Origin of the sequence: Thermophagus sp. OGC60D27 (genome assembly GCF_052400625.1) — a bacterium.
Taxonomy (GTDB): domain Bacteria; phylum Bacteroidota; class Bacteroidia; order Bacteroidales; family Marinilabiliaceae; genus Thermophagus.
The window spans coordinates 18,557-40,534 of sequence record NZ_JBQTGH010000012.1; the positions used below are offsets into that span (position 1 = coordinate 18,557).

The 21,978-nt window shown below is 42.5% G+C and carries 8 protein-coding genes; 5 read left to right on the forward strand and 3 right to left on the reverse strand.

The features are described 5' to 3' along the window. Positions 1–210: 210 nt before the first annotated feature. The 3 genes from ACT29H_RS14240 (at position 211) to ACT29H_RS14250 (ending at position 6,798) form a co-directional block, all read left to right on the forward strand. The gene (locus ACT29H_RS14240; protein WP_444822316.1) at positions 211–3,204 is read left to right on the forward strand and encodes a SusC/RagA family TonB-linked outer membrane protein; all 2,994 of its coding nucleotides are present in this window, start codon (positions 211–213) and stop codon (positions 3,202–3,204) included. Positions 3,205–3,241: 37 nt separating this feature from the next. Further along, entirely contained in the window at positions 3,242–4,723 is a 1,482-nt protein-coding gene (locus tag ACT29H_RS14245; protein WP_444822317.1) for a RagB/SusD family nutrient uptake outer membrane protein, read from the forward strand. A gap of 215 nt (positions 4,724–4,938) precedes the next feature. Then, positions 4,939–6,798 carry an alpha-amylase family glycosyl hydrolase gene (locus ACT29H_RS14250; RefSeq protein ID WP_444822318.1) on the forward strand — a complete coding sequence of 620 codons (1,860 nt, stop codon included), beginning with the start codon at positions 4,939–4,941 and terminating at the stop codon, positions 6,796–6,798. 941 nt (positions 6,799–7,739) lie between these two features. On the opposite strand, the gene ACT29H_RS14255 is transcribed toward ACT29H_RS14250, so the two are convergent. Continuing rightward, positions 7,740–8,597 carry a hypothetical protein gene (locus ACT29H_RS14255; protein ID WP_444822319.1) on the reverse strand — a complete coding sequence of 286 codons (858 nt, stop codon included), beginning with the start codon at positions 8,595–8,597 and terminating at the stop codon, positions 7,740–7,742. A 106-nt stretch (positions 8,598–8,703) separates the two neighbouring features. After that, complete coding sequence (locus tag ACT29H_RS14260) at positions 8,704–10,959, reverse strand: alpha/beta hydrolase fold domain-containing protein (protein WP_444822320.1); 2,256 nt, start codon at positions 10,957–10,959, stop codon at positions 8,704–8,706. A gap of 835 nt (positions 10,960–11,794) precedes the next feature. Between ACT29H_RS14260 and ACT29H_RS14265 the strand changes: the two genes are divergently transcribed. Continuing rightward, positions 11,795–14,152 carry a TonB-dependent receptor gene (locus ACT29H_RS14265; RefSeq protein ID WP_444822321.1) on the forward strand — a complete coding sequence of 786 codons (2,358 nt, stop codon included), beginning with the start codon at positions 11,795–11,797 and terminating at the stop codon, positions 14,150–14,152. Positions 14,153–14,572: 420 nt separating this feature from the next. On the opposite strand, the gene ACT29H_RS14270 is transcribed toward ACT29H_RS14265, so the two are convergent. Continuing rightward, on the reverse strand, positions 14,573–18,610 hold the full coding sequence (locus tag ACT29H_RS14270) for a hybrid sensor histidine kinase/response regulator transcription factor (protein ID WP_444822322.1): 4,038 nt from the start codon (positions 18,608–18,610) through the stop codon (positions 14,573–14,575). Between the two features lie 265 nt (positions 18,611–18,875). Between ACT29H_RS14270 and ACT29H_RS14275 the strand changes: the two genes are divergently transcribed. Next, on the forward strand, positions 18,876–21,968 hold the full coding sequence (locus tag ACT29H_RS14275) for a SusC/RagA family TonB-linked outer membrane protein (protein WP_444822323.1): 3,093 nt from the start codon (positions 18,876–18,878) through the stop codon (positions 21,966–21,968). The last annotated feature ends 10 nt before the right edge of the window (positions 21,969–21,978 follow it).

Here is a 21,978-nt window from a genome sequence, read left to right on the forward strand (position 1 = left end):
CGCATGATGAAAGGTGTCATGCTATGTCTTTTCCTGAAAGAGTTAATATGTTTTAATGTGGTAATAATGCGTGTTTTACGATGCAGAGAAGCTGTTTTTTCATAAACCTTGACTATCCTGAGGTAGACTCCTTAGACGTGCCTCCGGATATCATTCCTTTTTACCCACAATTAATAAATATTAATTAAAAAAACAATAAACCAGAGTTTTATGAAAAATTTCAAAGACCAATTCAGTACCCCGTGGAAAAATGTACAACGGGTAATTGCGATTCTATGGGTTTTTATGCTCACAGGCATATTTAATCATCTATTAGCCCAGGGAAAAACCATTTCGGGCCATGTAACCGACGAAAGGGGGGCGCCTTTGCCGGGCGTTACCGTCACCCTAAAAGGAACAACAACTGGTACCATTACCGACATGTCAGGAGATTACATTCTGAGCGAAGTTCCGGATAATGCCATATTGGTATTCTCCTTTATAGGTATGCAGACTCAGGAGATTGCTACGCATAGCCAAACCCGCATTGATGTCAGTCTTGAACCTGCCGTCATTGGTTTGGACGAGGTGGTGGCAGTAGGTTACGGAAGTCTCAGAAAAGCAGATGTCACCGGATCGGTCAACCGCATGGTAAGCAATGCATTTAATCCCGGCCCCGTCACCAATCCACTGCAACAACTACAGGGTCGCATGACCGGCGTCAATATTACCCAAGCCGGCTCCGATCCCAACGAGACCCCCACTATCCGCATCCGGGGTATTAATTCGTTGGCGGGAGGTAACGATCCACTGGTGGTGGTGGATGGCGTTCAGGGAGGTCCGGAATTGTTACAAATGCTGTCGCCCTCTGGTATTGAGTCGTTTGACATTCTTAAAGATGCCTCATCTTCGGCCATTTATGGTTCCCGGGGAGCAGCAGGAGTGGTCATCGTAACCACCAAAAGCGGAAAAGCAGGGAAAATGCGGTTGGAAGTAAATAGCATCAGTTCGCTGGAAACAGTCGCCAACAAACCGGACCTAATGAATGCATCCCAGTGGCGCAATTATATAGAAAATAACGACGTCAGTGCCTCGGACTATGGAGCCAACACCAATTGGTTCGATGAAATCACCCGCAATGGGTATATCCTTGAGAATAACATCGCCATCAGCGGTGGCTCTGACAAACTCAACTACAGGGCTTCTCTTGGCTACATCAATCATGAAGGAATTCTTCTTGAATCAGGTTCCGATAAGTTGAACGGTTCATTAAAAGTACAACAGAAAAATCTGCAAGGGCGTTTGCAAACCACTCTTCACTTGAATATCAATACCACCCAGGGGGATTTTGTGGCTACCGACGACTACGACGATATCTACACGGCCTTGGTGGCGGCTTATCAACGCAGGCCCGTTGAACCGGTTTACAACAGCGATGGAAGTTGGTTCTACGATTCCAGTATCTGGGGGTATGTTAATCCGGTAGCATTACTTAAGGCGTCTCGTAACCAGGGAAACATGGACAGCTATTGGGGAAGTATCAAAACCGAGTACAACCTATTGAAAGAACTGAAACTGGGTGTGTTTGCCTCCAAACGCAAACATCATAACACATACGGCTACTACCAACCGTCGCATCTCTTTGGTACAAATGGCTATACATATCATGGGTTTGCCCAAAAGAGCCAGACGTCGCTTCACGAGAAATTGCTTGATCTGACCATCAATTTCGAAAAAAAACACAATGGCCACCACCTCACCTTTACGGGGGTGTATGAATGGCAGCAAACTACCAACGAAGGGTTTAAAGCCATTGGCCGAGACTTTATTTCCGACATCAACGGGTACAATAATCTCGGCAACGGAAATATCGGAGATGTGCAAAGTGGAGATATTTCCTCTTTCAAGGATGAAAGCACGCTGATATCTTATCTGGCTCGGATAAATTATTCGTACCGTGACAAATATTTGCTAACCATGAACATTCGTCACGACGGATCATCAAAGTTGGGAAAAAACAACAAATGGGGGACTTTTCCTTCGGCATCGGTGGCCTGGCGTATTTCTCAGGAACCGTTTTTGAAGCATTCCTCTTTGATTGACGATCTAAAGCTTCGTGTGGGCTATGGCGAAACAGGAAACCAGGGCGGATTAGTTCCATACCAATCGTTAAGATTGCTGGCATCGCAGGGATCAACACTCTTTAACGGAGAATCCGTCACGTTATACGCAACAGCACAAAACGAAAATGAAGACCTGAAATGGGAGGTCAAAAAAATGGTTAACATAGGCTTGGATTTTCATCTACTGAAAAACCGTCTTATGGGTTCCATCGATTATTACGATGGAACTACCGACAATATGCTCTACGAATATGCTGTTCCCGTTCCACCGTTCTACACCAACACTTTGTGGGCCAATATTGGAAAAATGAGCAATAAGGGTTTGGAATTTTCGCTGGAATATCGTCCTGTGCAGACCGAAAATACATCCTGGTCGATTGGGTTCAACCTCTCAAAAAACGAAAACAAAATAAAATCACTCAATGGCACGCTTAATGGCAATGAATTATCTACAGATCTGGTTCCTTACGGATATGTAGACGGGCGTGCAGTATCCTTCCTAAAGGTGGGAGAACCGGTAGGGATATTCTATGTATACAAACATGCGGGTGTCGATGAACAAGGTAATGAGATGCTGGCTGATCTTAATAAGGATGGTAGTGTTACCATTGACCACCGATCACCGGACAGGTATAACGCCGGAAATCCCCAACCCGATTTCATCTATGGTCTCAACACCACCTTCCGGTACAAGCATTTCGATGCCATGTTGGTTTTCACCGGGTCGCAGGGCAACGACATCTACAATGGTACATGGAGTCGTCTCAACCGTCTAGGTGAAATCGGAATTCTGAATATGGTTCCGGAGGCAGTGGAAAATGGTATTAAGGTAATGTCCGACTTCTCCGACCTTTGGATACAAGACGGATCCTTTTTCAGGCTCTCCAATCTTTCTCTGGGATACAATATTCCCGTCAACAACGATGCTATATCTCGCATACGGCTTTCCTTTACGGCCAATAATCTCTTTGTTATTACCGACTATAAAGGAACTGACCCAGAGATTCAATCCGATGGTTCTGCCGGCTTTGGTATCGACGATTTCAATCTTTACCCTCGTTCCAGAAGTTTTGCTTTGGGATTAAACCTCACACTCAAATAAAAATGATGACATCAAAAAAAAATAAAAAATTACAGCTATGAAAAAATTCTGTTTGTTTATCAGTACTTTGCTTCTTCTCTTGTCGGCATGTAGCGATCTGGACGAAAAGGTTTACGATCAGATAGAAGCCGATCGCTTTTATACCACCGATGAGCAGATCATCAACGCCTTGGCACGTATTTATGCCCAACTGCGCAGCGAAGCCAACCACCAGGGGTATGCCGGAGAAAAAGGATGGTACGACCTTAATGAAGTGACCACCGACGAGTTAATGATCCCTGCCCGTGGTGCCTCCTGGCAAGACGGTGGCGTTTGGATGCAATTATACCGGCACAAATGGACTCCTTCACACAGTTTTATAGGTGGCACATGGGAATGGCTTTATCAGTCGATCATTGATTGCAACACTGCCCTTGAAGTTTTTGCACTCAACCAATCCGATGAACAATATATTGCAGAAGCTCGTGTATTGCGCAGCTTATTCTATTTTCTTCTAATGGATGGCTGGGGAGCCGTACCAATAATTACCGATCGCTCCACCCCTTTGTCAGAAATTTCGCAAAGCACCCGCAGTGAAGTATTCGCTTTCATCGAAAAGGAACTTCTTGAAAGCATTCCTCACCTGGGAGAAGAAAAAGAAGGCCTTTACGGTCGGTTTAACAAAGCTGCAGGCTATGCCCTCTTGGCAAAGGTCTACCTAAATGCAGGGGTTTACACCGGTACAGAGCATTGGTCGGAAGCTCTTGATGCCTGCAACAAAGTTGAAGAATTGGGTTATGATCTTCACGACGACTACTTCGAACTCTTTGGTGATGAGTGTCCCACTGACGAAGTCCTGCTTGCCATCCCCATCGATCCGGTACTGGCACCCAAAATGATTTATGAATTCCGAACGCTGGCTTATGAACATGGTCAAGCCTATGGCGTCAGTTCATGGAATGGTGCTTGTGTCCATCAAAATTTCCTGCAGAAATATGCAGAGGATGATCTCCGCAAAAACCAGTGGATTTATGGAGAGCCGGTAATCGTAAACGGAGAAGTAGTAAAAACCGGCAATGGTGAAGATCTTATTTACAATCCCTCCATTGCGAGTCTTGAGAATGCCGGAACTTATGAAGGCGCCCGCAACCTGAAATTTTCCTTTGAGCTGGCGTCATACAACGGGAACAGCGGCGGTAATGACTTCCCCATATTACGTTTTGCCGATGTATTGTTGATGAGAGCCGAAAGCCAGTTAAGACTGGGAAATGAATCATCCGCAAAAGCAGATCTGAATAGGGTACGTCTAAGGGCTGGATTAGAACCCTTAACAGAATCTCTCACGCTCCAAGAGATCCTGGATGAGCGAGGCCGAGAACTGTGTTGGGAAGGCTGGAGACGACAAGATCTAATTCGATTTGGGCAATTTGGAATGGCCCACGATTTCATGTCAGGCAGCGATAGCCATTATGAACTCTTTCCAATAGCTGAAACTACATTGGCTAATAATCCCAATCTTGTCCAAAACAATGGATACTAAAGAGATGGAATAAATTTTTTGCTAATGAGGGGGTGAATTCAGGGAGTTTTGCTTTTGGGGAATAACAAAATAAATGCCTGTACTGTTTCTATTTTCTCAATCTTCTCTTTCCTGATTTCATCCCTCATTTCTATTGACTAAAAAAAATCATTTTGACACCAGCTCCTGTTTTACTTGATTTTAACACATTGCCTAATCATAAAAGTTATATTATCATGAAATCAAAATCATTAACATTCCTTTTGCTAATATTTCTGACGTGTTCCTGTGCCCTTAGCGCAATAGATCCTATTGAGCGCATCGATCCCCCTTTTTGGTGGACGGGAATGAAAAACAACAAACTGCAATTGATGATTTACGGTCAAGATATTTCCCACAGGTCTGTTACGATCCATTACCCCGGAGTAAGATTGGATTCCATCCACCAGGTGGACAATGCCAACTATCTCTTTCTGGATATAACAATCGGCGCTGAGACACCGGCCGGAACCATGCCTATAAAAGCCGGCAACAACATCTTTAACTATCCTCTATATCCAAAACCCAACGAAGAAAGACGAAATCAGGGAATAGGGCCTGAAGACCTCATTTATCTCATCATGCCCGATCGCTTTGCGAATGGAAATCCTCAAAACGATATTATTTCATCGATGGAGGAGACGTCGATATGCAGAGATTCCATGTATTACAGGCATGGAGGCGACCTGCAGGGTATCATTAACCACCTGGATTATATCTCAGAACTAGGTGTTACTGCCATTTGGTGCACCCCCGAAGTGGAAAATAATCAACCGGTTACTTCTTATCACGGTTATTCGGTAACCGACCACTACAAAATTGATCCCAGGTTGGGTACGAACCAACTGTATCAAAAATACGTGAATTTGTGTCATCAAAAGGGGTTAAAAGTCATCAAAGATGTAGTTCTCAATCACATTGGTAGCAAACACTGGATGGTAAAAGATCTCCCTATGAGTGATTGGCTCAATGATCCTGAACAGCATCCTCAAAGCACCTATAATTGTGACCCTATAATGGATCCCTACGGCTCAGAAAAAGACCGTTTAATCACCCTTAAAGGTTGGATACACCATTCTATGCCAGACTTAAACACCCAAAATAAATACGTTCAAAAATACTTGACACAAAATACGATATGGTGGCTAACCTATGCGGGAATTGATGGGATTCGTTTTGATACCTATTTTTACAACGACCCTGAATTTCTGACACAATGGGCGTCTCAAGTAAAAGAAGAATTTCCTTCGGTTACCATATTCGCCGAAACATGGGTTAACGGGATCGTCAAACAGGCATTTTTTAATGGTGGCAACACTGTAAACCGTGATCTGGACACACAAATTGACGGTATTACAGACTTCCAGCTTAGGGAGGCCATTCTTACTATGGTCAATAAAATACCGCAAGAGTGGAAAAATATATTAACACCCAATATATTCATGAATCCGGTATATGCGACCCTTGCTGCCGATTTTGTTTACAAATCTCCCTCCTACAATCTGGCATTTCTGGATAATCATGATCTGAGCAGAATATTTTCGGTGGTTGGAGAAGATGTTCGCAAACTCAAAACAGCCCTCACCATATTGCTTACCACCAATCGAATACCACAAATCTACTATGGTACCGAAATTGGCATGACAGGATTTTGTAATCCGGACGGTCTGGTACGGAGTGACTTCCCTGGAGGATGGCCTAACGATATGGAAAATAAATTTACAAAAGAGGGGAGGACCACCCTGGAAAATGAAATTTTCCATTTTACTAAAAAACTGGCCAATTATCGTAAAAACTCCGATGCATTAAAATCAGGCAAAATGATGCAATTCTTCCCTATGAATAATATTTATGTATATTTTCGATATACCAACAATCAAATTGTAATGGTGGTCGTCAATTCCAACGACCATGATGTCTACATTAATGCCAATGACTACACGGAAAGAACAAATGCAGTTTCTGTTGCTCAAAATGTAATAACCGGCGAGAAAATAAATAACCTAAAACGCATTCCGGTTCCTGCCTATGAAGCCGTTGTTTTTCAACTGGAATGATGTAAGTGTCATCTTTTAAGTTATTTATGAGTTTATGATGCGTGGGCGAATATTATAGAAAGGTTTGGGAAGACCCTCATTTAGCTTATATCGGCACCAACCTTCTCTATGAATTTGGAATTCATAACGACCGAAGCCCAGGAATTTTCAACCACGTATAATAATAACAAAGTAAGAACAACATAAAAACAATTCGTAAAATTATCTTACAAAGTAAATGGCGCAGAATTATCTTTATCGGCGCCGTTTATCTTATATGGTTCATTACAGAAATGCATACTTGATAAAAAATATGAAGAGATAAATAGTATGGTTCAATTTTTTACTGTTATCCATTTTATTGGCCTAAAGTTTAGTGGTCTATTGGCTAACGATCTAACAGCTTAACATATTTTCCGACTACGGAGGGGCGACAGAGGAAATGAGATTACAAATCCCAATAAAGAAAGCGTTGTGGATTAAGGAAATCCAGAACGACGGGGAGTAGGGTATTGGTAAGTCCCTTACGCTCACCCCCCAACCCCCTGAAGGGGGTGCTCCGGCGCGCAGAGGCCAGAAGTTAGAGGCCGGAAGCTGGAAAACAGAAGCCAGAAATAATTAAATGATATAGGTAGAAATAATATAGAAATAAAGTAGATATAAATAGTTTGGTTTTTAACTAGTTAGAGACATCTTTATTCCAGTAGCCTATTGGCCTATCGACCTAGTAACCTATCGGCTTAATGGCCTATTCAAAGCGGCGGCAGAGTGGTAACAGAGAGGAAAATGATATTACAAATCCCAATAAAGGAAAGCATTGTGGATTAAGGAAATCCACAACGACGGAGGGGAACGGAAAAACAGAACGACGGGAAGTATCAGAAACGAAGGCCCGTGGAATAAATCCTTCGGGCCTTAGATGCTATCGGTGCAATTTATGATTGCGTTCTCAGAGATGTGATCTAGAGTTCATTGGTGACGTACCGATCCCAGAATTTCGCCACATTATCGGCCTTGTCATCCAGGTCGAAAATCCACCAGTTTTCTACGCAGTCGGAGAAGTCGAGGCCGCCGGCATCGATGGTTTTGTTAATCCATGAAGCGTCCCATGCTTTGCAGATCTGTTCAGCCTGTGTCCAGAAGGCACGTGCTTTGGCGTTAGGGTTGGTTTGTTTTTTGGCGCGGATGAGGAAGTCGGTATCGTCAGTTTTATAACCGGGCGTATTGTTTCCGTCTTTGTTTCCGTCGTCGATTTTAACATAGTGGGTATTGTTTTTCACCCATTGGAGATTTTCTTGGTTGGTTTGATCTTCGTTCCACTTGCTGTGTTGGACCACAATTATTTTGTTTTTAACGACTGCGGGAGCCACACCCGAATTGATGAGTGCTTTAAGCAGGTCGTGGGTGAAGTCCGATTGTCCGGCTTCCTGGATGAAGATTTTTCCTCCGCTCTTCAGGGTGCTCTTAACCAATTGACGAACACGTTTTATTGATTTGTTCCAATTGGCGTGGGCATCCGTCCATTTTTTGTTTTCCGGTCCGAAAAGTTGGTTGAAAAAATCGGGAGTGGCAGTTTGGACATATTTCCCTTCTTGTTCGCCGTATGTTCCGGCCACTGCATAGTAGTTAATGCCTGCCAGATCGGGATGCAGGAGCATGCACGCCAGGGCGGTGCCGGCATGGACGTCATCTTCATCCGGTTTCAAGTCGAAACAAGCCACCAATAAATCTTTCTCTTTGTCGAAATAGGGCCGGGCAATAAGGCCGGAGGTCATCATTAACGAGATGAGAACGATTGTTAGGTGCAATTTGGTTTTCATATTGTTTGATTTAAATGAGTATTGAGAATAAATAGATCAAAATTTTTTTCGTCTTATACCATGTCGCCATGCCTATAAAGTCAGTTTTTGAGATTTTATCAATGGGTCAGATTTCTTCTTTGTTAATGTAAAAATACCTGATTCTACAAGCATTTTTTTGGTTTTTTGGATCGTTGTTGTCAGACACTCTGAGTTTTAAAGTATGCTTTTTGTTGGCGAGTCCGGCACATAAAGTGAAGTATCTGGGCAGATGAAGTTGGCTGCTCCACCGTGTAAACAGGTCGAGCTTCTGAATTTTACCTCCATCCATTTTATATTCGACGATGCCGGCATCCGGTCCTGCCGCTACGGCGATGCCCACGGCATTACCCTCGAATTCCAATTTTATCCAACCGGATTCTCCCACACCAATCAACATTGGAACCTTCACGTAGTTGGGGCGTGTTCGTTTTTTATCGTTGGGATTCCAGTTTTGGTCCACATGCCATCCTTTTGCGGGTTTAATTTTTTCGGCGGCCGTAATCAGCTGACCATTGCTGTAGCTGTATGGGTCGATGGGGTCGGGCTGGGGAGACAGAGTTATTTTATCATCATCAGCGACATATCCTTTCCAGGCATTATCCAGAAACGAGATCATTGAACGGGCATAGACGCCCTGTCCGAAAGGTGAAGGATGGAGATTTTTAAAATCATCTTCCCAGGTGAATTCTCCGGCATCGATTCTGTCGGTGACTTCCTTCGCCAGATTTATGGTGGAAATATTATAGTGTTTAGCCACTTTATTGTGATTTTGAATTACTTCAGGAGTTTTGCCTTCGCGGTAAGTCTTCATTTTTCCCGGATCCACAAAATGCATCATAACAATATCGACGGCCGGATTGGCATTCCTGGCATGTCGGATAATGCCTTCCATTCCGCGGATATGTTCCAGTGAGGTTGTGCCGATGGAGGCGTCATTAACAGCGGCTTCCACAAAGAGCAGGTCGATGGTTCCCTTGGACAATACGTCGCGCTCCAACCGAAAAGCGCCGGAGGTGCTGCCCATAGAAGGAATACCTGCCGGAACAAAGTCAAATTGAGTATCCGGAAACCGTTTTTGGAGATATACACAAATGCTGTCGCGCCATCCTTGGTTGAAAGTGATGGATCCCCCCAGAAACGCCACCCGTCCCTGCTTATTTCGGGTAAATTTTATCATGCTGTTTTTTAATCCACCGCGCATTTCGTGGTAATGGGCCGACAGAACGGGAAGGGCCTGTTTTTTTACCGACAAAAAGCCGATGGCGTAGCCGTTGTCCAGCAGTGTTTTGTCGGCAGGACTTAGAGCCGACATGGTTTTGTTTCTCCAGATCAATGGTTTTTCTGTCATCAATTGGGAGGAGGTTAGGATGTGCACTTTGGCTTCATATTCATCATGGGTTTGAGCGCTTGCAGGAAAAACCGGCGTGTAGCAGTTATAATTTTGCACTTTGCTTTGAATGCCCGGGAAAGGCTGAATGGTCGGTGCGCCCTTAAGGAATCCCAGCCGGTTTAAGAACAGGTCGCTTTCATAGACGGTCATATTAAACCAGTTGTCGCCGTTTTTGGGACGAAATGCACTTCCGTTGAAGGCCCCATGTTTTTGGTCCTGTGCCGGAAACAACCGGCAGTCGTTGCCGGCTTGTTGCATCAGTCGGGTAAAACGTTGGGCATTTTCAAACGGAACGGTGGTGTCGGCGGTGCCATGAAATAGGATAGAGGGAGGCCTATCTTTCTTTACATTATGACAAGGGGATAGATCTGTTTCGTAACCTTTTACTTTTTTGCTTCCATACCCTTTTTCGGTGGTGTCGAGAACCGGATTGAATAATATCATGGCATTGGGGACCGAGCTTATGGTGAGATCTTCGTTCTCTTCTTCCATACCATCGATCAGGGCGGTGCAGCAGGCCACATGACCTCCGGCCGATCCACCGGATGCGACAATTCTTTCCGGATCAATACCCAGCTCTTTGGCGTGTTGACGCACCCACCGAATGGCCGATTTTCCATCTTTAACACACTCTACGGGTGAGGTTTTGTGTTTGGCGGCCACGCGATATTCGGCCGATATGGCCACCATGCCTCGGGAGGCAAAATAGACACATTGCTGATAAAACTGAGCCGGGGTGCCACCGACCCAGCCGCCGCCAAAAAAGAAAACAATTGCAGGTCTGTCGGCCCCGCTTTTCTGGCCCTCGGGATAGAATAAGTCCAGTGATAATTCACCTTGAGAAGTGGTTTTGAATACCCTGGTTTCATCAGGTTTGATTGGTTGAGCGAAGGTGAGGCTGCCATAGATGAATAATAATGCGATGATTGGAAATGCTCGTTGTATTTGCATGTTTAAAGCGATTAAATTTCAAACTTACCAAATGTCCGACAGATATTTAAGTGATTTTGTCTTTCGAAAAATTATGGGATGAGGGGCGAAGGCTCAACGCATACATCCCCAAAGAAGGGATCAATGGTCATTTATGAAAATGCCAGACAGGGTGGATCGTTGATGTTAGAATGGATTTTGTGCATACTTTGTCTGATAGAAATGCCGGTTCTATTGGTATCTCATTAGATGGCCTTTTTCGGATCAACGAAGTTAGTCATTTACAAAAAAACTTTGGGGACTTTAGCCGCTAAAGGTTAGAAATATTTCTGTGCCGTCCCTCGCCAGAAAGGTTATTGCCGGAAAGAAACATTTTGTTGTTTGATGCTCGTGATATGGATGAACAATATGAAAGTCCATATTTTTAGTTTATGATTTGTATGATAGCTATATAAGTACTTTTTTTGTAGGAAAATATTATGGTTGTTGTTTAATGTTTGAATTTAAATGTTGAAATGGGGTTTTAAGGGTGCTATTCATAGGATGGAGCTAATTCTTCCTTTTTGAAACACATATAGATCGGTGGTGTTTGTTGGGGAGCTTTCCTTTTTGGTTGATTGCGGATCGTATTAAAAAATCAGCATTTCAGTTATGAAAAAAATTGGGGCATTGCAACCGGCATGACCATTAGTACATGTCTTTACGTTGTCCTTAAGGAATTGTAAACTAATTATATGAGTTTATTTTATCCGGATGAAACGAGCATAACCAAGAATGGTTGACACAACAAGAGTATGTATAAACTATTAGTCATGCGAGTTCCATCCGACCAATGATTTAACCTAATTTTATACAGATGAAAATTTATTTTTTGATTGTGTTTTTCCTGGCCAGTGGAATCATAATTTTTTCTCAGAATCCTGTTCAAACTGTGCGTGGGTCAGTCCTTGACGCGACCACCAAAGCGCCACTTCCCGGAGCCAATGTGGTTTTGGAGGAAACGGGTGGGGGAACCACCACCAATATGGATGGTCAGTTTGAGTTGAAAGGTGTTCCTGTTGGTCGTTATACACTTCAGGTCAGGTTTATCGGTTACGAGCCTGCTGTCATTCCCGAGTTATTGGTTGGTTCCGGGAAAGAGGTGGTGGTAAATGTGGAGATGGAGGAGGCTGTTTCTAACCTGAAGGAGGTGGTGATAAGTTCCGGCTATCGGAAAGACCGTCCGGTAAACAGTATGGCGGTGGTGAGTGCACGTACCTTTTCGGTGGAGGAGGCCCGACGATATGCGGGAGCACTGGATGATCCGGGACGTATGGCCGGTAATTTTTCGGGGGTAACCACTGCCGGAATTAATAATAATGCTATTGTGGTCAGGGGTAATGCGCCCAAAGGATTGTTGTGGCGGCTGGAAGGTGTGGACATTCCTGTGCCCAGTCATTTCTCGGGTTCCAATGTTGCCGGGGGAGGTGGATTGACCATGTTCAGTGGTCAGATGCTCGCCAATTCGGAATTTTATACGGGTGCCTTTCCTGCCGAATATGGCAATGCCACGGCCGGCGTTTTTGATATGAGGCTGCGCAATGGCAATAACCAAAAGCAGGAATTCGCGGCACAGGTGGGCGTGCAGGGAGTGGAAGCCGCCGCCGAAGGCCCTTTCCGAAAAAAGTCGGGTGGTTCCTATCTCTTTAATTACCGCTACTCCACCATGGCACTGATCTTTGGTTTTTTACCGGAAACACGCGAGGGGACAGAAATTCCGGTATATCAGGATTTATCGTTTAAGGTGAATATGCCGGCGGGTGATTTGGGAATTTTTTCTTTATGGGGCATCGGCGGTCTAAGTAAAAGTACTTCCAACGGCTTTGACCGGCAAGATAAGTGGACCTATCCCGAGGATCGGGAGAAGATGCGTTTTGAATACAATATGGGGGCTATGGGGGTGACCCACAAAAAGGCTCTTTCGGAAAATACCTATTTGAATTCTACCCTTGCGGTGAATGCCGGCCAACATGTTTATAGTGAAAAAATCAGGTTGGATGCAAACGATCCCGAAGTGTTGACCCCCAAGTTGTTTGTGGAGAATGTAGAAGGTAAGCTGGCTTTTTCTTCGGTGCTGACAAGTAAAGTGAATTCCCGTTTATCTATGAAAGGAGGAGTGGATGCCGGGAATCTCTTCTTCGATCTTACCGGTGATACCCGGATGCCCCAATCGGGCGATTACGTCTCTTTCCTGGCGGGGGAGGGGCGCAGCTGGCTCTTGTCGGCCAATGCACAGGCGAAGTATATGATTGTCAATAACCTGTTTTTTACCGCCGGGGTGAATGCCTCCTGGCTGGATATGAATGATGAATTCAGAGTAGAGCCGAGGGTGTCTGCTGCCTGGCAGTTGCATCCCAACCACCGAATTTCGGCCGGTTATGGGAATCATAGCCAGATAGAACCGCTCTTTGTTTATTTTGTAAGCCGGTATCATGATGAAACCGGGGCGGTCATCCATCCCAACCAACGACTCAAAAGAATGGGAGCTCACCATTTTGTGTTGGGCTACGACTGGTCGCCGGTGAAAAACTTTAGAATAAAGATTGAACCCTATTATCAGATGCTTTATGATGTTCCCGTGGAAGCCGGAACCGCCTATTCGATGTTGAACTTCCGAAGTGACTGGACCTTCGATAAATTATTGGTTAACGAGGGATCGGGCAGAAATATGGGTGTCGACGTCACCATCGAGCGGTTCCTGAAGGATGGTTATTATTATATGATCACCGGTTCGGTGTATGACAGCCAATATACGGGAGGCGATGGGGTGGAGAGACGATCGCGGTACGACGGAGAATATGTGGCGAACATTCTGGGCGGAAAAGAATGGTTGGTGCGCGGGAAAAATCTGTTGGGCGCAAACTTTAAAGTCACCTTCATGGGGCCCTTTTGGTATCATCCGGTAGATGAGGAGGCCACAGTTACTGCCGGAGAAATTGTCTATGACGACGACCTTCCCTTTGTGGATCGCCATTCCTCCCTGGAAACGCTGACCGATTTCACCTTGACCTATCGGATTAATGCATCGAAGACATCGTCCGTTTTTGCTTTTCAGGTGAAAAATCTTGCTGGACGACAATACCAGGGAAAACGATTTAATCTGATGAGCAGAGAAATTGAAAATGAATTTTTCTATAGTGCCATCCCCTTTGTAAGCTATAAAATTGAATTTTGATTTAGAGACAGATCACCATTCCTCCAACACCGGATTAATTCGAAATGATGGGAAGGGAAAGACCGTTAATTCGGTTTTTTGCGCCGTGCAAACGTGATGATAAAAAGCCGGAAAATATAAAAGGTTTGACGATCAGTGGAATAGGTTTTGGAGGAGCAGAAATAGGTGCATGAAAAAAGGGCTGCCAGCAATGCCGACAACCCTCTAACCTTAACCCTAACCCGATACAAATATACGACGTTTTTTTATTTCGGCAATAAATTGCCTGAAAATATTTTGAAAAAAATGCACATAAAAAAAGTAGTGGATTGAACATTAGTGAATTATGTGTGTGTAGTTGCAAAAATATTTTTTTTTCAATAGATCATTTAGTAAAATATTGATCATTACCGAGCTCATAGGGGAGGGTGGTTGGAAATATTAGGCCCTAGCATTATCTTTTTGAAATTCACTGGGCAGTTTACCAAACTGTTTATGGAAACATTTCGCAAAATATGAGGGATTATTGAAGCCAACGAGATAACATATTTCATTGATCCGGTACTCTCCTTCAATAATCAGTCGTGCTGCTCGTTTCAATTTATAAACACGGATGTAGTCATTGGGTGTCATTCCAGATATGCCTTTAATTTTTCGTTGAAGATTAGAACGACTCATTGATAGGAAGTTGGCCAGATGGTTTATAGAAAAATCGGTGTTTGTCAGATTGTTTTCGATTTCCTGATTGAGTTGGTTTAAAAATTCTTCATCTTTCTTATTGTTTGCGATACTTCCATAAGGTACAAAAGGAGAGTTGGCAAATTTTTCCAGGAGTCGCTCCCGATTCCGTACCAGACTATGTATTTGGGCCTTCAGATAGTCTAATGAAAATGGTTTTTCAATATAGCTGTCAGCACCGGCATCAAGACCCTGAATTTTTGTTTCGACATTGGTTCTGGCCGACAGAAGAATGATTGGCAGATGGCTGAACTGAGTGTTTTGTTTGGTACTTTGAACCAGCTCTAGGCCATCAATTTCAGGCATAACAATATCACTAATGATAATGTCTATATTTTGAATTTCCAGTAGCTCCAATGCTTCTTTGCCATTGGAAGCTTTATAAACCGAGTACTCCACTTTTAGGTTACGTTCCAGAAAATTGCAAAGATCTTCATTGTCCTCCACAATGAGTAAATTAGGTTTACCATTGTTTTTGGCATTCGAGGTGTTGTTTGTATCCTGCTGAGGTAAGGGCACCTCATCCGGTGTAACTGAAGGCTGATTATTATTAAGATTTGTATTGATCTGAACCACAAAGCAAGTTCCCGGATGGTCGGGAACGTTTTTTAAAAAGATGGTACCATTGTGCTTTTCGGCCAATTGTTTTGAGAATGCCAGACCTATTCCTGTTCCGTATTTTTTATCATCATTGTTGGTGAAATCGATTTGAAAGAATGGATCAAAAATACGTTTTCGATATTTAGGATCAATGCCTGGTCCGTCGTCAGAGACCGCTATTTCTATCCAGTCCTCCGTTTTATTCAAGGAGACGTTGATTTTATGGCTGGTAAATTTAAGCGCGTTGGTCATAAGATTACTGACAATTTTTGTTAGCGCATCTCGATCGGCATTGCAGATTACCGGATGGTTGGGAATATCGGTGGTTAGCAGGAGCTTTTTTTGTGACGCTGCCGGTTTAAATCGATAGCAGATATCGGCAATAAGGGTGTTGAAGTTGACCGGCTCGAAGTTTGGTGTATAGTGGTTTTCTTCAATTTTACGGAAATCGAGCAATTGATTGACGAGGTTGAGCAACCTTTCTGCATTTTTGTCGATGACCTGAATGTTTTCATCAATTTCGGACTTGCTGAGTCCTGAAGATTTGATGGAATCTAGGGGAGCCTTGATCAAACTAAGGGGCGTACGTATTTCATGCGCCATGTTCGTAAAGAAATTTATTTTGGACAGGTACATCTCTTTTTCTTTCTTAATTTTAAATTCTTCCAACTTTTTTTCATGCCGGGCATGGGAAATTTTCAGATAAATTTTCGCCAAAGAAAGAATTATGATGAAAATGAGAATAGTATATGCAGTGTAAGCAAAGTTGGTTTTCCAAGGGGGAGGAAGGATTTCGATGGACAGGTCGTCTCCAACAGTATTCCACACACCGTCATTGTTGCAACCTTTTACTTTGAAAACATAATGTCCAGGGGCAAGATTAATGTAAGAGACTTGATTTTGTTTGGTGGTAGTTATCCAACTGGAGTTTAGGTTTTCGAGAATATAGGCGCATTTGTTTTTTGAAGGTGCTTGAAAACTGAGATTCACAAAGTTGATTCTGAATGAGGCCTGATTATATTTTAGCGATATTTTCTTTGTCGTATTGAGGGCCTGATTAAAGACGGAATCATTAAGGGCTGAATCAGGAGAATCCAGCAGTTCGAATTTGGTTATCAAAACAGGAGGAACATATTTATTTGTTTTCAGATCGTTTGGATAAAAGGCATTAAACCCATTAATCCCGCCAAAATAAAATTTTCCGTTTCGGGCTTTGTATGTGGAACGATAGTTAAACTGATTGCTTTGCAACCCATCTTCTTGTGTGTAGGTTTTAATGGCTAAAGTGTTGGGATCAATTCTTGAGATACCTTTATTTGTGCTCACCCAGATGTATCCGTGATTATCATCCACGACACCGTATGTAACATTATTGGGGAGTCCGTTTGAATGGTTGATGGTCAAAAAATCATCCGAATCGTAGTTGTATTTGCAAATACCACCGCCTTCACTGGACACCCAGAGTCTGTGTTGCTCATCCAGAAAAACATCTGTCAGTTTATTGAAGCAAAGAGATTTTCGGTCGTTTGCTTTATGCCTGTAATTATTCCATGTTCCTGTTTCGGGGCTGCGTTTAAATAGACCATCTCCATAACAAGCCACCCAAAAGTTTCCCAAATGATCTTCGGTCATGTCATAAACAAAGCCTTTAATTTCAGGGATACGGGTGAAGTTATCCTTGTCCGGATTATACCGCGACAGACCAAAAGGAGTTCCTACATATAGAGATCCTGACTTAGATTGATATAGAGAAAATACACAATTGTCGTTGATGGTGTTGGTATCGCCGGGATGATACTGGTAGTTTTTAAATTTTCCTGTATTTAGGTCCATTACGTCCAGTCCTCTGGAGAAAGTTCCAATCCACAATTTGTGGTTTTTAAGTGCCAAAGCATGAATGTTATGGTAGCTGATACTTTTTCCTTGCTCGGAAGGTATATAGGAAGTGAAAATTTTTGTTTTGGTGTCAAAGTAATTTAATCCGCCATCTTCAGTAGCAATCCAGAGATTACCGGCAGGGTCTTCACAAAACTGGCTGACCGCTTTCCCTGAAAGAGAGTTCTTGTGTTGTTTGGGATAATAATGTTCGATGATTTTACTGTTGGAAGATAGATAATGAACTCCTCCAAAATATGTTCCCACCCAGATCCCTTCTTCTCGGTCTTTGTATATGGAATAGACATTTTGGTCCTTTAGGCTGTGAGGATCACCGGGGTCATCTATTCTGTTGTATTCGAGTGTTTTTTTATTAAAGAGGTATAACCCGTCGTCGGCCCCAACCAAAAGTTCGTTTTTTTGATATTCGAATATTGCTCTGATATGTGTGATATAGGTCCGATCCTTTGAGCTAAAATAAGAAGTGAATTTGCCGGAGGTTCTGTTAAATCGAACAAGCCCTCCACTCCAGGTTCCCAGCCATAATTCTCCGTCTGAATCTTCTGAAATAGCCAGTATTTCAGGATCTTCTATGGGACTGTCGGGTTCTCGGGAGCCATAAGTGATAAAGGTGGTGGTCTCCTTGTTATAAGCACTGAGCCCATTTCGAGTCCCTATCCACATGGTGCCTGCATTATCGCGGTAGATTCTCCACACCAGATTGGAGCCTAAAGAGGTGCTGGTACTGCCTTGGGTATATTGAACCAATGTTTTGGTGGTTTTTGAAAAACAGAATACACCCTGAGTTGGAGTTCCAATCCAAATTTTATCCTTATTTCCTGCTTTTATGGATGTTACAGTTGAATGAATAGAGACTCCGTCTTTCGTCCTGAAACTGAACGGGTTAAACTGTTCGGTCACCGGGTCGAATAAATAGAGCTGATGATCCGTCCCTACCCATATTATGTGGTCTTCATCCTGAAAAAGATCCCGGATGAAATTGTTTCCAATGGATTGGGGATTTCCCGGTTCATGCTTAAAAATTTTAAACTCTTTTCCATCAAAACGATTTAATCCATCCTTGGTGCCAAACCACAAAAAGCCCTGATGGTCCTGTAGTATGCATTGAACAGTATTTTCGGAAAGGCCATCGTTAACCTGGAAATTTTTGAATTTGAAATTGTAGGCAGCAGCCATCTGTCCCAAGTAAATGGTCAGTATAAAAATAAATATCAGTGTTTTGGGCCACTTATAGGAAAAAAGCATGTCGTAGAATGTTGTTGATTGCTAAATAAATGAAATCTTTTGAGATGTCAATACAAAAATTAGGTCAAGTAATAAAAATCTTTAGGCATTGGATTGCTATTAAATAAATATTTTAACATTTGGTTAAAATATGGTAGGTTTTGAAGCATTAATTGTATAAGGATGTTAAGAAATGGTTTTAATTTGCAATCAGTTCAATGACAAATCTTCTAGATTGCTATTGGAAGTACCCAAAAGGTTGTTTAACTCAAATTCATATTCTATTATGAAAAAATACTTGTTATTATTTGTAATGCTTATTCCGATAACGGTGTTATCACAAACGATTACTGTTACCGGCCGGATTGTTGATAGCACCGGAGAACCTATTCCCGGTGTGTCGGTAGTGGTGCAGGGCACCTCCACCGGGACTATAACGGATTATGAAGGAACTTTCCGATTAGGGAATGTTCCTCCAGATGCAATTTTAATTTTTTCTTTTGTAGGGATGAAAACTCAGAACATTAATGTAGAAGGAAGGACTATTATTAATGTCACAATGGAGGAAGTTTCTTATGGATTGGATGAGGTGATTGCTGTGGGATATGGAGTACAGAAAAAAGAATCAATCACAGGAGCCATATCAGGAGTAACTTCAAATGATCTCGAAAGTGTCCACGCATCTACTGTAAGTTCCACTATTGCCGGGAAAATGGCAGGGGTTTCATTTCGGATGCCAGATGGTCGACCTGGAGCCAGTGCCAACATACAAATTCGTAATATGGGGAACCCACTTTATGTAATTGATGGGGTCCAAAAGGATGCGGGTCACTTTAACAACCTGTCACCAAACGATATTGAAAGTATTACCATATTGAAGGATGCTTCAGCCGCTATTTATGGTGTTAGGGCCGCTAATGGAGTTGTGGTTGTAACCACTAAAAATGGAAAGCTTAATGAAAAAAATACAATCAATATTGATGCGTATATTGGATGGCAGAATTGGTCACGTTTTCCTGAAACGGTGGATGCCTATGAATGGATGCTAGGGAAAGCATATGCGGATATGAATCAAACAGGAAGTACCTCTATTACCCCTGAAGAGTTGGAATTATGGAAAGTGGGAACCCAGCCTGGATATCAGAGCTTTGATTGGTATGATTATATTATAAAGCCTAATGCCCCCCAGAACTCCATAAATGTTAATACCAGAGGGGGATCAGAAAAGATAAACTACTATCTTTCTTTTACGCAATTGAACCAAACCTCCGTTCTAGGGAGGGAGTTTACCTTTGACCGAACAAATATTCAAACAAATGTAGATGCACAAATTGCCAAAAGTCTGAAAGTAGGGACTCGAATTAATGGACGAGTTGAGACTCGAGATAATCCAGGAGTACCAGGTACTGATGATTACTGGGCACCTCGTTTTGCATTGTTTCGTAATCGACCAAGCTGGCGTCCCTATGCCAACGACAACCCTGAATATATCAATCATATTCCCAATATGGAAACGAACTGGGCGCTTCTGAACAAAAAAAATTCAGGATATTGGACTGAAGATTGGCGAGTGTTGGATCTTCAATTCATTGCTGAATATCAAACGCCAATTGACGGTTTAACGGTTAAAGGGTTATATTCTTATTATATTGCAGATCGATTGATGAATGGACACGAATATACTTATGATGCTTATAGTTATAACCCGGAAACTGATGAATATTATATATCATTTTCTAATAAAAATCCGTGGCGGGAACGGGGTACACATAAAAACATTGATAATGTCTGGCAGGCTCAGGTAAATTATAGTAAGACCTTTGGAGATCATGATGTCAATGCAACATTTGTAAATGAACGTATTGAAAGAAGGGAGCTGGATGTGTGGGTTCACTCAGTGCCTAAGACAAATGCTTTGCCTCTCATTCAGTTTAACGACATGGATTCTTATGATGATGTAGATTTCGAACAAGCAAGGATAGGGTACATTGGGCGATTGAATTACAATTATGCTAATAAATACTATCTTGAATTTTCAGGTCGCTATGATGGTTCCTGGAAATTTTCTGAAGATGACAGATGGGGATTTTTCCCTTCTGCTTCACTTGGATGGAGGATTACTGAAGAGAGTTTTATGGACAACTTGTTAGGCAGTAGTAGCTTTGATTTAAAGCTTAGAGCATCGTACGGGGAGTTAGGAGATGATGATGTGGGAATAGGAGCCTTTGATTATTGGTCCGGGTACAACTATGGGACTTCAGTGGTGACCCTTGATGGAGAGCAGATAACTGGTGCAAGATATAAAGGCGAACCTATCACTTCAATTTCGTGGTATACCAGTAAAATTACCGATATAGGTGCAGACTTTGCATTTATGGGAGGAAAAATTAATGGGACTCTGGATTATTTCTATCGTAAACGTGAAGGGCTAAGAGGCAGAAAATATGACGTACTTGTTCCAAATGAGTTAGGTTATTCCTTACCCGATGAAAATGTAAACAGTGATGCTACCATGGGTGCTGAGGCCATGTTAATTTATCATGGTAATGCCGGGGAGCTCGATTACTCCATTGGAGGTAATATATCATATGCCCGAAATAAATTTTTAGAATCGTATAAACCACGTTTTGGAAACTCATGGGATTATTTCCGAAACTCCTCTGAAGACAGATGGACAGGAACCTACTGGGGATACGAAGTAATTGGCCAATTTGAATCTATTGAGCAAATTAATAATTATGAAGTTAATAATGACGGTGTTGGAAACCGCGATATGCTTCCCGGAGACCTCATTTACAAGGATGTTAATAGAGATGGAGTAATCAATGAAATGGATATGAGACCTATTGGTTACCCTCGCGACCGAAATCCAATACTAAATTTTGGCTTTAATTTAACAGCTGAATATAAAGGATTTGACTTTCGAGCTGATTTTTCAGGAGGAGCCATGTTCTCTTATAATCAGGGATGGGAAATGCGTTGGCCTTATCAGAACACTGGTAACCTTTTGGCTCAATTCTATGATGATCGTTATCATCGATCCGATCCTTTCGACTTAAACAGCGAATGGATACCAGGTAATTACCCTCCGTTGAGATTTAATGCCGGTTGGCATAATAACTACAATAAAAATTCCACTTTCTGGCTCACCAACGTTCATTATCTTCGTTGCAGAACACTGGAAATCGGATATTCCATCCCGAAATTACTCTTGGAAAAATTCGGATTGGAAAAAGCCCGATTCTTCTTAAATACTTATAATTTATTCTCACTCGATAATGTTAGTAATTTGGGGGTAGAACCGGAAATAATGGATGAAAACGGATTGCAATATCCTCAAAATAAGTTGGTAAACCTTGGTGTAAATCTTTCTTTCTAAAAAGCTGAAA

What these genes read in the sequence shown, in the direction of transcription:
- ACT29H_RS14240 (WP_444822316.1), top strand. Translation starts at nt 211, where the DNA reads ATGAAAAATTTCAAAGACCAATTCAGTACCCCGTGGAAAAATGTACAA.
- ACT29H_RS14245 (WP_444822317.1), top strand. Translation starts at nt 3,242, where the DNA reads ATGAAAAAATTCTGTTTGTTTATCAGTACTTTGCTTCTTCTCTTGTCG.
- ACT29H_RS14250 (WP_444822318.1), top strand. Translation starts at nt 4,939, where the DNA reads ATGAAATCAAAATCATTAACATTCCTTTTGCTAATATTTCTGACGTGT.
- ACT29H_RS14255 (WP_444822319.1), bottom strand. Translation starts at nt 8,597, where the DNA reads ATGAAAACCAAATTGCACCTAACAATCGTTCTCATCTCGTTAATGATG.
- ACT29H_RS14260 (WP_444822320.1), bottom strand. Translation starts at nt 10,959, where the DNA reads ATGCAAATACAACGAGCATTTCCAATCATCGCATTATTATTCATCTAT.
- ACT29H_RS14265 (WP_444822321.1), top strand. Translation starts at nt 11,795, where the DNA reads ATGAAAATTTATTTTTTGATTGTGTTTTTCCTGGCCAGTGGAATCATA.
- ACT29H_RS14270 (WP_444822322.1), bottom strand. Translation starts at nt 18,610, where the DNA reads ATGCTTTTTTCCTATAAGTGGCCCAAAACACTGATATTTATTTTTATA.
- ACT29H_RS14275 (WP_444822323.1), top strand. Translation starts at nt 18,876, where the DNA reads ATGAAAAAATACTTGTTATTATTTGTAATGCTTATTCCGATAACGGTG.